This window comes from Bacillus sp. FSL K6-6540 (assembly GCF_038007545.1).
In genome coordinates, this window is record NZ_JBBOXH010000001.1 from 4,382,310 (window position 1) to 4,396,758 (window position 14,449).

The following is a 14,449-nucleotide window of genomic DNA, read 5'->3' on the forward strand; positions in this document are numbered from 1 at the left end:
GCATGTACGATCAGTTCAACTGTTTGACTTCATTGCTGTATATTTCATAAGCCGGTGGATCCTGCCGGGCTTCTTCACGTATTCGGCTTAGAAGGATTTCTCCGGCCTTGATTCCCATATCGTAGGGATGCTGCTCCATGTAGTAGAGTCCCGATTCCTTGAGTAAAGGCCCGGCTTCCACCTCGCCGAAAGAAGCAACTGCCATGTCGGCAGGAATTTTCAGGCCGCTGCGTACAATCTCGAGCAGGACGCCCAGGCTCATGCGGTTATTCAGGGAAATGATGGCGGTTGGCCTGCGTTCCGCGTTCAGAAATTGCTGAACTGCCCGGATTCCGTCCTCCGTGGAAAAATCTCCGTTATACACCATGGGGCCCTCGTTCAGCCCAAATGCCTTCATCGCGTTCATGACGCCTTCAAGACGTTCCCTCCCCGTGCTTGATCTCGTTGGCCCGTTAACTACGCCGATAGCCGTATGTCCTTCCTCCAGGAGCTTCCGGGTTAGACGCGAGGCTCCCTCGGTATTGTCCTCGGCTACCAGATCGAGCATCGATCCTGTTTCCGGCGAGTCCAGCTTCCTGTCCACGAGCACGATCGGCATGTTGGAATCCGCGATCTGCTTGATCGCCGGGTCGTTCCCGCCCGACGTTGCCAATACGACGGCATCCACGCGCTTTTCCTGCAGAAGCTTTAGCAATCGCCTCTCCTTCTCCGGGTTTTCGTCCGAGCTGCAAAATATTAACTGAAAGCCTTCTTTGCCTACAATATCCTCAACGCCTCGGGATATGCCCATGAAATAGGGGTTAGAAATATCGGGCACGATCACGCCGATCATGTAAGTCCGGTCCTGCTTCAGGCTGCGTGCGATGGCGCTTGGACGATAATTCAACCGGTTCACGGCCGCCATCACCCGCTCTTTAATTTCATCGCTTACGTAATCGCTGTTGTTAAGCACTCTTGAAACGGTTGCCGTTGATACTTCTGCTGCCGCTGCTACTTGTTTAATCGTTGCTTTTGCCAATCATCGTTCACCTCAAAATATCATCCTGATTCCTGTATGTAATCGATTACGTAAACGATTACATACACAGATTACAAGAAGGGACATGCTGCTGTCAACCCTCTTTTTAGAATTTTCCGGAAATACAGATCCGGGCGGAACGAATCGTTTGGCAGCAGGAACTATTCCGCGCAAATTAAAAATCACCGCCTTCGAGAGCGGTGATGAAATGCCTATAATGCGTGCCGATTTTCTAGTCTACGCACTTTCGGGCAGCCCACAGCCCGCTCTCCCGAATCAGATGACGCACGGATTCTATCCGAAAAGACGGCAAATGATGACCTGGCATCAGATATACCACCCGGCCGGAGCCGTATGGATGTGCCCACGCCGCAGGCCAGCGCTGGCCGTCATGCTCGTATTCCGCAAAGACGACCGTTGTTTCATGCGGACTCAATTCGAACCGATAGGGTTCTTCATCGATCGTAAAATCGGTTAAGCTCTCCACGATCGGATGGCTCCCCGATTGATATCGAACGGGCAGCGACGTATATGCCGGATGTCCCGTAAATCGCCCGCCGATTAACTTTTCCAGCTCCGTGCTCCGCTGCAGCGAGATGCCGTTGTGGATAACTAACAGCCCCCCGCCGTTGCGCACATAGGATATAAGCGCTTGTACCTGATTTTCGGGCATCTCCCCATCCGAAAACTCTGCGTACGATATGAACAGATCATATCCCTCCAGCTTATCTTTTTGCAGTACGGCGTAATCATCCGTGCATTCCACGTCCATCGCAGGTTCGAAAATGGTTTGCAGTTCGCGGTCAATTTGCTTAAACGGATGATATTTCGCTCCCTCGTATTGTCCCAGCGCAATCGCTTTCATAGATTTGCAGTCTCCTCTCCCGCCCTTTTACCAGGGCCACACTTGTCCTTCATAATCCAGAAAAATCGGCTGTTCGCCAACGTATGCCTTATGGTCCATCACAAGTTTCATGATGCGATCGGCAGACACGTCCGGCGGCACGGCCGCTTCTTGATTCAGTTCGCCGCTCATGTAGGATTGCAGCCATCCGGGATAGAACACCATGACCTGGCCTCCATCGGCTGACAGATGCTGATGCAGTATCGAGGATTGCATATTGAGCGCGGATTTCGACATGCAGTAGCCGTACATCTCCTTGCGTTTATTTCTGCTAACGCTGCCGGCTTCGGATGAGATATTGACCACGAGCTTGTTATTTCCTTGAAGCAGCAGTTCGATAAGAGCATGACTTACCCGAAGAGGTCCAAGGGTATTGACGTTGTAGATTTGGGCCATGTCGGCAAAATCCAGTTCGCCCTGAATGTTCGCCAGATCGGACCGTTTCGTGATGCCGGCATTGTTTATGAGCAGATCCAAATGCGGCGCCTTATCCCGGATCAGCTTGGCTGCCTGCTGCACGCTGGCATCGTCGCCGATATCAAGCGGAATCAGCTCCAACTGGTCCGGATAATCCTCCAGCAATCGATCCAGCGCGTCCCAATCCTCCATATAGCGTCCGGCAAACACGGTGTATCCGTTTTCAAGAAGCCATTTCGCCAAGCTCAATCCCAACCCCCGATCGGCTCCCGTGACGCAAGCGATTGTTTCCAATGGGCAACAACTCTCCTTTATCCATTAAATGCGGTGCAACCGACATACGGGAGTTTCCCCAAATGCCATTCCTGCGTAATCTCTTCTAATGCTCTTTAGCAACCGTTTAAGCATAACCTGATACTGCTACACATTTAGCTTGATTTTCATCTAGGAGTGCTTTAGAGCAATTGGTCGTTTAAATATTCGTTTTTGGACAATATGGACCTAAACCTTGAGATGGTACGATGACCGATAGGTACATCATTCGCCTTAAACAGCATGATTCCTCTCAGACAGGCTATGGCTTCAAACAATTCAAGGTCATGTTCATCATAACGATACTCGGCACAACATACGGCACGATAGATGGAGGCTTGCTTTTCGCTTGCAAATACCCACATTACGATAATCGACCAAGCAACATCATATCTGGGATCCCCCCATTGGGCGTTCGTCCAATCGATTACCGTCAGCTTGTCTTTAGTCTCAAGAATATTGCCCAGGTGGTAATCGCCATGGATCAAACTAGATTGTTTCATATCCGCACGCTGAAGAAGTTCTTCCAGAAGAACCCGGATATCGGGGTGGTTCTCGATGCGGGGAAAGAAATAATCAATGAACTCATATCGGGGTAATCGGTCACCAATAAAATCTTCAAGCGGGAGCTTATGTATATCCGCTAAAATCTTCACCAGCTTCGTTAGTTTACGCTGATCGACCGTTTGCACGGGCGTTCCGTCATAACTGGTCAGCAATGTTGAATCGCCATTTCGGTTCGTTCCCCAGCCCACAGGCTCAGAGACTGAACTTCCATGCGTGAATAATGCATTCAAAATCTGATATTGAGCATGTACATTCGGCTTGGACGCTTTGTTCCATACTTTCAGTACGTAGTCTGCCGTTGGCGCGGCGATTTTCATTACCTCTGCCTCCAGCCCCGAATCCAAGGAGACTGTTTGAAATGAACCTTCATGCTCGAGCAAAACTTCAAGGGTATTGCTTTTCTCCACCCAATTGATTTCCCGCAATGGGTTTCCGATGTTCATCACAGCCTTTCAGAGGATGTCTCTATGGTTTAACACGGATAGAAGATCAATTGCATGACCAATGTAACCCCCAGGCTTACCCTCCAGTGCGATATATTGGCTCGGAATCTTCGCTGTGCAGCGACTCGATGATCGTAAAGATATTGGAGTACGTTACCTTGATATTGGTCTCATTCATTGCATCGTTATGTAAGCCATAATCCCAGTATTGAGCCTTCTTGCCGTAGAAACCTGTTACGTACGTATCCGGTGAAAGATCCGGAACCTCGTTATAGGACAATTCTTTAACGGTGAAGGGGACGTGGGACTTCTTGGACTCGATAAAGAAAAAGGGTATGTCCGCCTTTTGGTAAATTTCCGTATACTTAGGCTCGGATGCTTTAGCCAAATGTTCTTTCGTTATGAAAATGGCGTCAAGGTCTGAGGAAAAGTACGGATCCTCTAACTGCTCAAACGTAATGTCCCGAAAATCCACATGCTCCTTCTCCCCTACTTGCGGTGTATCTCCAATTACACCAATAACGAGGCTTCGGCCCTCATAAAGGGGCGTAGCGATTGAATCCCGTTGAGCATTTCCGCTTACCAGAACAACAAAACCAAGCAATAGGACCACTATTATTTTTTTCTTCATGAAGATCTCCTTTGACAAAAGTACCAACAGCTTACAAGTTCATTCGGTATACCCCAGCCTCCCCGAGAAAATCTTTCCTGGTCAATCCTTTTTCTCCAAGCAATATCCGATAATTCGTTATCGTACCATCATGTGAAATAAAGAATATTTTTTTATAACTTTCCCCGATCCACTCTAACAACCGCGCAGCATATCCTTCGAAAATATTCTGTTCGATCCTATTGATCCCTTCTTTCCAGCAATCCAAATTGAAATCAAGAATTTCAGTATCTCCATACAGATCGGTAATTCCGTTTTAGAAAGGATGTGATCGCAAGCTAAAAAAGGAAGTTCGGGGTTCTGAGGAAACATTCTCGGACCAACCAATGGAGAAATAATGAAGTCCATGCCATTTTTTATAATCGTTGCCGTCTCAATTGTACGTTTAGTGGGACTTACAAGAACTAAATCATCAGGATCCATTTTAATTTCATTTCGTAGCTGCGTTACTTGAAATTTGCCGTACTCTGTAAGACTAGGATGGAGCGTATTCAACCGATTTGGATAATCGTTGAGATGTTCTCCATGACCGTGCCGAATAAATGTGAAATCCATATCCGCCCTCCTAAGATCAAATCCCATATTAGGTATTCTATGATTTAACTGAGTAATCCTGCCCGTTAGCTAATGAACTATGTGCAGTGAAATATAACTAAATGCTTATCTAATCGGTTCATGAATTGCGGAGAGTTTAAAAAAGGCAGCCGATCACAAATGATCAGCTGCCTTCTAATTTGGATAGGAGCAATCGATTCCCGTTAACTTAGATCAATGGATCACATTTGTAGTCTTAGTGCAGCCTACCCATTATTCCGCGAATCTCCCTTTGCTTCATTATGCTGCGGAATTAATTCATATAAAGCACGAACGTCACAACCGATGGAATCGGCGATCGATATGGCAATTTTGAGTGGCATCACTCTTTTGTTCTCCATAAAGTCGTATACTCGTTCCGGTTTAATAAGCAAGTCTTTTGCCAACCATTCCGCTGACTTCCCGGATTCCACCAATCGTTCATTCAGTAAGCAACGTCCTAGTTCAAATTTCAAGAAATTATGACCTCCCACATAAGATTTACTTAACCTTAAGCGTTGTCCGTTGCCAGCTTGAATATACTTCATAAATGGGCCCGTAACGATGAAGTTCTCCATACGTCTGCCCCATTTGTTGGACGAGTTCCATTGCCGGGCTATCGCTGCCCATGCAACAATTTGCTCCATTTATTATTTATAGATGGATAAGGATATTGATAAGTTTCCCGAATGGGTCCCTAACAAAAAAACGCCGAACCCCCCATGGCTCCTCGGTTGGTCCATACTCAATTGGAATTCCTGCTTCTTTTATCCGAGTTAACGCCTCATCAAGATCATCAACCTCAATTGACAGATCAGGCACAGGTGCTCCGGAGCCTCCCTCTGATAGGAAACTAACCTGAGTGCCCATTTTCTCATGCGAACCGTATGTTGCAATAAATCCCATATCCATTAGTTGATCAAGTCCAAGTACTTCCCCGTAAAAATACGAAGCTTTGGAAATGTCCTGCGTCGCAACATTTGTAACAATTCGTTTGACCTTCATTTTTCATCCTCCTAAAGTTTTGATATCAAATTTTTACTCAACAATGGTCCCGTTCGAGGAACAACCTCATCCTTCTGCTCTCAGAATACCATAGTTTTACTTTTATACAATTATATATAAATTCGTTTTCACTCTATTCATAAAGACGATTGGGAAACAGGTATATATACGTGGCTTCGTGTTTCCAGCTTATGCTTTATCATTGTTTATGGCAAATTTATAGGCTTCTTTCTCTCATCTATCCTTTCGTAATCTCCCTCATAATCAACAACGCGTTCAAGAATAAGCCCAGCGAGATGACGGGATGTGCCGCTGCCGCAAATCCGATTTTTTCCGAAAAGACAGCCGTCGCGAAGATCAAAAGGATTAGGCCGATCAGCACCAAACTCTTAACTTTCATGCCCTTGGGCAGTCTCGCCGGAAAAGACAATATAAACAACAATACGGGGATAGGCGCGAAGTACATGGCGAAATTACCATGCATCCCCCATTGAGACGAATCCACGAACAGCGCGAATCCAGCCAAGAACACCTGTAGCGCGATGCAGATCGCAAAAAGCACGTTCAATATACTAAAACCTAGCCGCGCATATTGAGCGGCTGCCGGCAGCGAAGAGCGGGTTGCGGTTATTTCTTGTACTTCCATCGTTAACTCCTCCCTTAGACAAACCTTTCGGACACCGCACGAATGGTGTATGGGTACGGATCCAATTGAAACTCCCCTTCTTGGAAATCGAGAATCGTCATTCCGATAGGATGAACTTCCGGAATCTTCATCGAAGGATACCAGCCGATGGCCATATCCCCCAGGATGAACATTCCGTACTCGTCACCGAGCATCTGAAACGTCTTTCCGTCCCCGATATAACGCGTGACGTTAAATCGAGAATCTAGGCGCTGAACGGCCTCGGATACGCTTCCGCGGAGCGGAAAGCCGATCTCGCTGACATTCAGAATGGATTCATGATCGAAAGGCTCTGATAAGGCATTATCCATTCGATGCCGCGCGATGAACTCCACCAGATTCCCCGAAGGATCCTCGAAATAGAAGGCATGCGCATCCGTTCCTTCGAAATAGGCGATATCTTCGTTTGCCTGGATTCCAGCGAACGGAAGCGGTGCAGCGGAAAGCACCTGACAGCCTTTGGCCAGGATCCAGCTTTTCGCTTCGCGAATTTGGTTCTCGGGGATGTTCATTGCCAAATGGTAGGACGGCCGTACCCCTTCCTCCTCCTCTCGAACGAAAGTCAACCTCGTTTCACCGGCAACGATCGTGATGGAATGTTCCGTGATATCTGCTAGAGCAAATCCAAGTCTTTCAGTGTAGAACTCCTTCAGTTCGGCTAACCGGGCGGTTCTCAGTTCCAATTCGATGATTCTCATCTCACTACCTCCTCCAGATATTTGAGTTTATCAGGTCTCTCGCTAAATAAAGAGCCGAGGTCAGTCCGGCAATACCTCCACCCACAATGGCCACATCATGCTTTGCATTCAATCGAAGAAACCTCCTTCATGCGTTGTCATTAAACAAGACAGGAAGGAGGCCGATTATGTGACAAAATGAAAACAGCGATCTAAAAATAGCCCGTATAGTGCAGCCCACAATTGTCGTCTATCTTGATTCGATTCTCCGCGCTGAGTGTAAAGGCTATTTTTAGGCCCGGCCCGCAATGGATACATATCCCGCATTCATGAATACCTGCGGTGCTTACCGCTTGTTCGCATTCTTCATGCACTACGGAACAAGGGTTGCGACATCTTTCAGAGGTAATCGCAATATTTCTGCTCATTCCTTTTGGTGATTTGGACATAGATTCGTACAACAAAAAAACCGCGATATCCGCGGTTTTCGAATGTGTTAACATACCTGCTTAATTCTTAGCGATTCTGGTCCGATCCCCGATCAGAGGGAATTCTCCGATCCGAAGCTTCGCGCTTCCGTACGGAACCAACTCCAATTCCGTAACGGGCTGGCCGTCCGTGTTCGGATGCAGCGGTGGGTTTCCGGCGTTGTTGCCTTCCATTTTCCAATCCCGGATCAGCTGGCCCTTCACCTTCACCCGTACAGGCGCATCGGCAGCCAGGAACGGTTGACGGACCACCTCCCGCTCCAGCACCTCGAACGACGTATCGGCCATCAGTCCGTATTTCCATGGGGAAGCAGGATAGAGCTCCCAATCGTGGAACATCTCGCGCTGCCGGATCATCTGCCAGTTCTCCTTCACAGGCAGCACGTACACCAGCGGTCCTCTTGTAATGCTGGTTGCATACATGCTGCGTGACTCGGTCTTCACTTCCATAGGCAGATACAGTTCCAGCAGATCGCCGCTCTGCCAGGTCTGCACGATCTCGGCATAACCGGACTCTGCCTGAATTGGCATTTCGCGCCCGTTCAAGGTAATGACGGGATGGTCGCACCAGGCCGGGATGCGCAGCGATATCCGGAATGATTCCGCGCGTTCAAGCGACAGATGGATTTGAATGCGATCCTTGAATGGATATTCGCCGGTGACCGCAATCTCAGCGGACACGCCCTGGCGGCCAACCGTTGTTCTAACCGTGCAGGGAGCATAGGAAACGGCAACTACCCCGTCCTCCTGGTCCTTCATCCACAGGTGCGAGGCCAGCTTGGGCCAGCCCTGATGCATATTGGCCGTGCAGCACCCGAAATTCGGCTCCAGGCCGAATACGTTGGCATCGGGACTGTTGCTCCAAGCCCGCGGAGCGACGTTGCAGATCATTTGGTTGACCTGCTGATCATACTGATGCGAGGTCCAATCCGCAGAGATGGCGGCAGGCAGCGCATTAAACGCGACCTTCTCCAAAATATCCCCGAAGCGTCCCTCCCCGAAAATGCGCGTCAGCTGCTCCATCGAAAACATATACTCGACGACGGCACACAATTCAACCCCTTGGCTCGGATGGGTGCCGGACAACCACTCGTCTCCCGAGAACATGCCGTGCGCTTGCCCGTGGTACGTCATCAAGGAATCGATGCCCCGGTGCACGCTTTCCCGCTCCACCGGATTTCCGTGTAATTCATACAGCACGCCCGGCGTTTTGATGCCCATCGCCACGTTCACGACATGGGTTGTCCAATCCCACTCTTCAACCTTGCGCCAGAACGGAAAATCATGAAAAATACCGCTCCAGTCCGTGGTTTGTTCCGCGATCGTATCCGCAAGCTGCAGCAGGAAAGGCTGCGCCGTTCGTTTATGCAGCCACGCGATGCACAGCAGCATCTCGGCCCCCCTGGTTTTGGCCCAGCCCCGCAGCGGCTGTTCCTCAATGACCGAATGGACGTAAGTAAAGAACTTGGTCAGAAACGGAATGATGCGTTCGTCGCCCGTTGCTTCCTCATGCTGCATCATCACTTTCAGCATGATCATATAATGCCACCAATCCTGATCCTTATCGATATCCTGATTCACGGAGGTGATGCGCGCCGGACCGAACATGCCGTTCTCCTGCTGGCTGGCAAGCGACCACTCGACCCATCGATTCGCTTTAGCGATCAAAGACTCGTCCTCCAGCAAATAAGCTAAAGGAAGCAAACCGTCAACATAATACGGTCCCCGCTCCCAGCTCTCTCCCTGGCCGCCAAGCCATCCGTTGTCTGCTCCGACGTCCTTCCACTGTTCCTCCAGATGTCCCGTAAACCCGCTTGCTTGAATCTCCAGCTGATCCTTAAGCCAGCCGGCCGGCTTAATCGCTCTAAGCGGCAAACTATTAAAAGCCGTCTGATGCAGCATCGACTTCCACGCTCCTTGTTCTGTCTTATAGGTGCTTACTCAGGTAGAAATATATCATCTCAACCGGCGTTTCCCTATACACAGAAACAACATCTTTTTATCCGATTACAACATCATGATGGATTGAATCCGGAGCAACAAAACGATTATCATGGAGAAAAGCCAGTTGGAGAAGGAGGACCGGCCGGAGATGATTTTCCAGTTTACGGCTCCGCCATTGCCGCATTATATGATTTGCGGAGAAGATACCTACCAGGAGGGAGATCGACATCCGGATCGGTATAACATCGGTGTCTTTGATCTGCTTCTCGTGACCAGAGGGGAGTTATTCCTGGAAGAGAACGGAGTATCTTACAGCGTAAAGGCAGGGTATCACCTGATTCTAAGACCCGATGCCGCACACCGTACGTACCTGCCCTGTCAGGAGGAAACCCATTTTTATTGGCTGCATTTTCAGACGGTCGCACCGTGGATTGAAGCGGAGGAACGGATCCCGTTTGCCTTATCGCAATCGGATCACCCTTATGTGCAATTTGATAATTTCTCTTTCTATATTCTCAAGTACGGAGAACTGTCTTCGAAAGCGCAGGCCGGACGTCTGATTGAACAACTGCAGCTGCTCCAGCAATCGCCATCTTCCGCGGCACGCTGGAAACAGCAACAGCTGATGCATGAGCTGCTGCTGTTGTTCCAAGCCGAAGAAGAAGGAATCCAGCAGCAGCATCCCCATTATGCCATTGCCGAACGAACGGCCAACTATTTAAGAGCACATTACAAAGAGCCGGTCAGCTACCAGCAATTGTCCGATGCCATGCACTTTCACCAGAATTATATTTCCATTTGCATGAAAAAAACGTTCGGCTGCACGCCCCTGGAGTTTCTGACGCGGCATCGGATCGAGCAAGCAAAACGCTTGCTGATCCACACCAACGAGCCGATCGGACGCATAGCCGAGGAATCCGGGTTCGGCTCGTTTCCGTATTTCATTCGCTGCTTTGTTCGTTATACCGGGTTTAAACCCAACTCTTTCAGGCTAAAGTACCGTTCATCCCGATAGCATGCCATCGAATGCGTTAGGCTTTTGGCTTGCTCAGAATACGCTTCGTACCAAGCCGCCGTCAATCCGGAGTGCCGAACCGTTGATCGCGGAGGATTTGGGACTGCTCAGGTAGGCGACGAAATCGGCAATTTCCTCCGGACGAATCAGCCGCTGAATAATGGAAGTCGGCCGATTTTCCTTCATAAACCGCTGTTCGGCTTCTTCGATGGTAAGATTCTCATCGGGATACAGCGTATCCAGCATCGTTTCGACGCCTTCCGTAAGGGTGGAGCCGGGCATAACGGTATTCACCGTGACGCGGGTTCCTGTCGTCAATTCGGCCAAGCTCCGGGAAAGGGACAGCTGCATCGTCTTCGTTGCGCTGTAATGCGCCATCTCCTGGGACGGCATGACGGCTGCTTCGCTCGCGATAAAAATAATTCGGCCTTCATTGCGGCTGATCATGTTCTGCAAATAGTGTCTGGTTAAACGGACGCCGCTCATAATATTCGTCTCGAAGAACCTGAACCATTCCGCATCCGATATATCGAAAAATTCGGCAGGCTCGAAGATGCCTAAATTGTTGATTAGAATATCAACGACCGGGGCGGCTTCCCTGACCTGATGGCAGCCCTCCTCGGTTCCGAGATCCGCCACGGCATAACGCAGCTCGGCATCCGGATGGACGGCGCGAATGTCATGGATCGTCTGCTTCACCTTATCCTCGTGTCTTCCATTGATAATGACGGACGCTCCTTCGGCTGCCAGCGACATGGCGATCGCTTTGCCGATGCCCGATGTCGAGCCTGTGACCAATGCAACTTTACCCTGTAAATCCAAGTTCATGATCCTCGCTCCTTTTCGTTATGTAGGAATGGACCCTCCCGATCCCCACCAGGGTGGAGAAGCTCAGGAGAGTCGCACTATTCATTACACTTATATGCTTGCGGTAAACGCCGATTTTTTAGAAATCAAAATTGTCCGGGTCCGGTCCCACACGGTGATCCTGATTCAAGCTGTCGATGCGCTGCATATCCTCCATGGACAATTCAAAATCAAATAGATCGGAGTTCTCGGTGATCCGATGCTCTTTGGTCGATTTCGGAATCGTCACCACACCGTTCTGTAGATCCCAACGAAGAATGATCTGTGCGATGGATTTATGATGCTTCTTCGCGATGATCTGAAGGTCCTCCTGATCCAGCAGCTGACCCTGCATTAAGGGAGACCAAGCTTCTAGCTGAATACCGTTCGCCTGGCAGTACGCCTGCAATTCTTTTTGCGTTAATCGGGGATGATATTCCACCTGGTTCACCATCGGTTTGATGTCGGTTTCCTTCATTAACTTCTCCAGATGATGGATTTGGAAATTGCTCACGCCGATGGCTTTTACGCGCCCTTGCTTGTACAACGTTTCGAGCGCCTTCCACGCCTCTATATATTTCCCTTCAACCGGCCAGTGTATAAGGTATAAGTCCAAATACTCCAATCCCAGCTTTCGCAAGCTTTCCTCATAAGCCTTCAAAGTCGATTCATAACCCAGGTCGGCATTCCACACCTTGGATGTGACGAACAGATCTTCTCTTTTTAATCCGGTAGCTGCCAAGCCTTCGCGAATGCCCTGTCCGACACCTTCTTCATTGCCGTATATGGCGGCGGTGTCCACGCTCCGATAGCCGTGCTGAATGGCCGTACGAACGGCATTCACCAGCTCCGGTCCTTCTTCAACTTTAAATACGCCTAGACCAAACCAAGGCATGTTGACGCCATTATATAAAGTGGTTGTATCTTGTAAGTGTTTTGCTGTCATGTTGATAAACCTCCGAAGTTTTTTTGGATACTGATAAATTGATGAACCTATTGTGCAGTATCTCCCATGATCCGCTCCGTCATCACCTCCCTTCATCCTAAATGTTGCTTCATGCCGCTGGCATATCCGGTTTATCCGATTTATTATCCGAATCCTTTCGTTCCAGCTTCAAGCTCCAGCCCGTGAGCACGACCGCACCGGCCACCATCAGGGCTCCGATCCATGCCGTATGAATCAGGCCCATGGAATTCGTGATCAAGCCGCCTAGAAATGCGCCGATGGCGATACCGGCATTAAATGCGGCAATGTTCAGCGCGGACGCCATATTCACGGCTCCGGGCGCAAAGCGCTCGGCCAGCATCACAACGTAAACCTGCAAACCCGGCACGTTCATGAACGCCAGGAATCCCATAAGAATAATCGTGATGAGTCCCGCCGTTTGAAACGGTGCGGTAAACGTAAGTGTAACCAGCACCAGGGCTTGGGCTATAAACATGTAGAGCAGGGCTTTCAGCGGGTTGCGATTGGCCGCCTTCCCGCCGATCACGTTACCGACTGCAATGGCTATCCCATAGACAAGCAGGATGACGGCCACCGTATTTTCGTTAAAGCCTGTTATATCCTGAAGCAATGGGGATAAATAAGTGAAGACAACAAAGGTCCCGCCATAACCGAGTGCCGTAATCAGGAGCATGAGCAGCAGTCTGCCGTTCGTCATCAATTTAGCCTGGTCGCGGAATGAAGTCCGTTCTCCCTTAGGCAGGTCCGAAGGGACCAGGATGCTGTTCGCAATCAGCGCAACGATGCCGACGGCAACAATCGCGACAAAAGCAAGCCTCCAGCCCAACTGCTGACCGATAAACGTTCCGAGCGGAACGCCGGTGACCGTGGCTACAGTAAGGCCCGTGAACATAATGGAGATCGCCGATGCCCTGCGGTTCTCAGGCACCACGCTTGCGGCAATAATCGAGCCGATCGACATGAATACGCCATGTGAAAAGGCCGACAGGACCCGTGCTGCAAGCAGGACGCCAATGGAAGCTGCGCTCGCTGCCAAGCTGTTACCGATAATAAAAATGATCATAATCCAGAGCAGCAAGGTTTTCCTGGACATTCTGGATGTGAGCGACGTGAGAATCGGCGCACCGAAGGTAACGCCCAGCGCATACATCGACACAGTTAATCCGGCTGTCGTCACGGAGATATTCATATCCTCCGCAATCAACGGCAGAAGCCCTACGCTGATGAATTCCGTTGTTCCAATGGCGAAGGCACTGACGGCAAGCGCTATTAGCGCAAGCAAACTTCTTTTTTTATCTATAGTCATGATGTTCCTATTTTCCCCCTATCCTATTCTCTTGCTTGTATATTGTAATAATATGACGTATGGTGTAATCCAGCTGGCAAATGCTATTATGATTCATATCATCACTTGTGTGAAGAACGTACTTTTTTGTAATGTAGGTACCTGACAGTACCCTAGGCACTTTTTAGTGCCTATCAAGAATAGGAGGCTCCATATGCAAACGAAGAAATACAATATAGCCGTCGAAGCAACATTGGAAGTAATCGGGGGCAAGTGGAAATGCGTGATCCTCTGCCATCTGACCCATGGCCGTAAACGGACCAACGAGTTGAAGCGCCTCATGCCGCACATCACCCAAAAAATGCTGACGCAGCAGCTGCGAGAGCTGGAGGAAGATGGCGTGATCAATCGCATTATTCATAATCAAGTGCCGCCTAAAGTGGAATATGAGCTCAGCGAGTACGGCAGAAGTTTGAGCGGAATTCTAGATATGCTCTGTGCATGGGGCGAAAAACATATTACGAAAGTATACGGGGACAAATTCAGCGTGCTTGAAGACAGCATCCTGAACGATAAGTTAAAAGTCTCAGACGAGCCCACAACCTCAGATGCACGCTTGACCTGATTTATAAG

At 49.3% G+C, this 14,449-nt stretch carries 16 protein-coding genes; 2 read left to right on the forward strand and 14 right to left on the reverse strand.

The features are described from left to right. Positions 1-10 precede the first annotated feature (10 nt). The 11 genes from MHH82_RS19220 to MHH82_RS19270 form a co-directional block, all read right to left on the reverse strand. Entirely contained in the window at positions 11-1,018 is a 1,008-nt protein-coding gene (locus MHH82_RS19220) for a LacI family DNA-binding transcriptional regulator (RefSeq protein ID WP_251496935.1), read from the reverse strand. Positions 1,019-1,250: 232 nt separating this feature from the next. Continuing rightward, entirely contained in the window at positions 1,251-1,883 is a 633-nt protein-coding gene (locus tag MHH82_RS19225; protein ID WP_015736000.1) for a ThuA domain-containing protein, read from the reverse strand. Positions 1,884-1,910: 27 nt separating this feature from the next. Continuing rightward, the gene (locus MHH82_RS19230) at positions 1,911-2,633 is read right to left on the reverse strand and encodes an SDR family NAD(P)-dependent oxidoreductase (RefSeq protein ID WP_015736001.1); all 723 of its coding nucleotides are present in this window, start codon (positions 2,631-2,633) and stop codon (positions 1,911-1,913) included. Between the two features lie 161 nt (positions 2,634-2,794). Further along, positions 2,795-3,661, reverse strand: a complete 867-nt coding sequence (locus tag MHH82_RS19235; protein ID WP_340967445.1) for an aminoglycoside phosphotransferase family protein — start codon at positions 3,659-3,661, stop codon at positions 2,795-2,797. 76 nt (positions 3,662-3,737) lie between these two features. After that, entirely contained in the window at positions 3,738-4,292 is a 555-nt protein-coding gene (locus MHH82_RS19240) for a hypothetical protein (protein ID WP_015736003.1), read from the reverse strand. 174 nt (positions 4,293-4,466) lie between these two features. Continuing rightward, the gene (locus MHH82_RS19245; protein ID WP_340967449.1) at positions 4,467-4,886 is read right to left on the reverse strand and encodes a phosphoglycerate mutase family protein; all 420 of its coding nucleotides are present in this window, start codon (positions 4,884-4,886) and stop codon (positions 4,467-4,469) included. Between the two features lie 245 nt (positions 4,887-5,131). Next, a complete protein-coding gene (locus MHH82_RS19250; RefSeq protein ID WP_015736005.1) occupies positions 5,132-5,380 on the reverse strand; it encodes a hypothetical protein in 249 nt (82 codons plus the stop codon). A 178-nt stretch (positions 5,381-5,558) separates the two neighbouring features. After that, positions 5,559-5,909 (reverse strand): VOC family protein, encoded by a 351-nt coding sequence (locus MHH82_RS19255; RefSeq protein WP_015736006.1) that lies wholly within the window; start codon positions 5,907-5,909, stop codon positions 5,559-5,561. Between the two features lie 238 nt (positions 5,910-6,147). Further along, positions 6,148-6,555 carry a DUF6220 domain-containing protein gene (locus tag MHH82_RS19260; RefSeq protein ID WP_340967456.1) on the reverse strand — a complete coding sequence of 136 codons (408 nt, stop codon included), beginning with the start codon at positions 6,553-6,555 and terminating at the stop codon, positions 6,148-6,150. Positions 6,556-6,569: 14 nt separating this feature from the next. Next, positions 6,570-7,292 (reverse strand): VOC family protein, encoded by a 723-nt coding sequence (locus tag MHH82_RS19265; protein WP_036661190.1) that lies wholly within the window; start codon positions 7,290-7,292, stop codon positions 6,570-6,572. A 488-nt stretch (positions 7,293-7,780) separates the two neighbouring features. Beyond that, on the reverse strand, positions 7,781-9,661 hold the full coding sequence (locus tag MHH82_RS19270) for a beta-L-arabinofuranosidase domain-containing protein (RefSeq protein WP_340967459.1): 1,881 nt from the start codon (positions 9,659-9,661) through the stop codon (positions 7,781-7,783). Between the two features lie 166 nt (positions 9,662-9,827). On the opposite strand from MHH82_RS19270, the gene MHH82_RS19275 reads away from it, so the two are divergent. Continuing rightward, positions 9,828-10,718 (forward strand): helix-turn-helix transcriptional regulator, encoded by an 891-nt coding sequence (locus MHH82_RS19275; protein WP_340967460.1) that lies wholly within the window; start codon positions 9,828-9,830, stop codon positions 10,716-10,718. A gap of 33 nt (positions 10,719-10,751) precedes the next feature. Here MHH82_RS19275 and MHH82_RS19280 read toward each other — a convergent pair whose 3' ends face one another. The 3 genes from MHH82_RS19280 to MHH82_RS19290 form a co-directional block, all read right to left on the reverse strand. Further along, positions 10,752-11,546 (reverse strand): SDR family NAD(P)-dependent oxidoreductase, encoded by a 795-nt coding sequence (locus tag MHH82_RS19280; protein ID WP_015736011.1) that lies wholly within the window; start codon positions 11,544-11,546, stop codon positions 10,752-10,754. A gap of 118 nt (positions 11,547-11,664) precedes the next feature. Next, positions 11,665-12,510 carry an aldo/keto reductase gene (locus MHH82_RS19285; RefSeq protein ID WP_145037891.1) on the reverse strand — a complete coding sequence of 282 codons (846 nt, stop codon included), beginning with the start codon at positions 12,508-12,510 and terminating at the stop codon, positions 11,665-11,667. Positions 12,511-12,619: 109 nt separating this feature from the next. After that, entirely contained in the window at positions 12,620-13,837 is a 1,218-nt protein-coding gene (locus tag MHH82_RS19290) for an MFS transporter (protein WP_340967464.1), read from the reverse strand. 193 nt (positions 13,838-14,030) lie between these two features. Here MHH82_RS19290 and MHH82_RS19295 point away from each other — a divergent pair, with 193 nt between their 5' ends. Continuing rightward, positions 14,031-14,441, forward strand: a complete 411-nt coding sequence (locus tag MHH82_RS19295; RefSeq protein WP_015736014.1) for a winged helix-turn-helix transcriptional regulator — start codon at positions 14,031-14,033, stop codon at positions 14,439-14,441. The last annotated feature ends 8 nt before the right edge of the window (positions 14,442-14,449 follow it).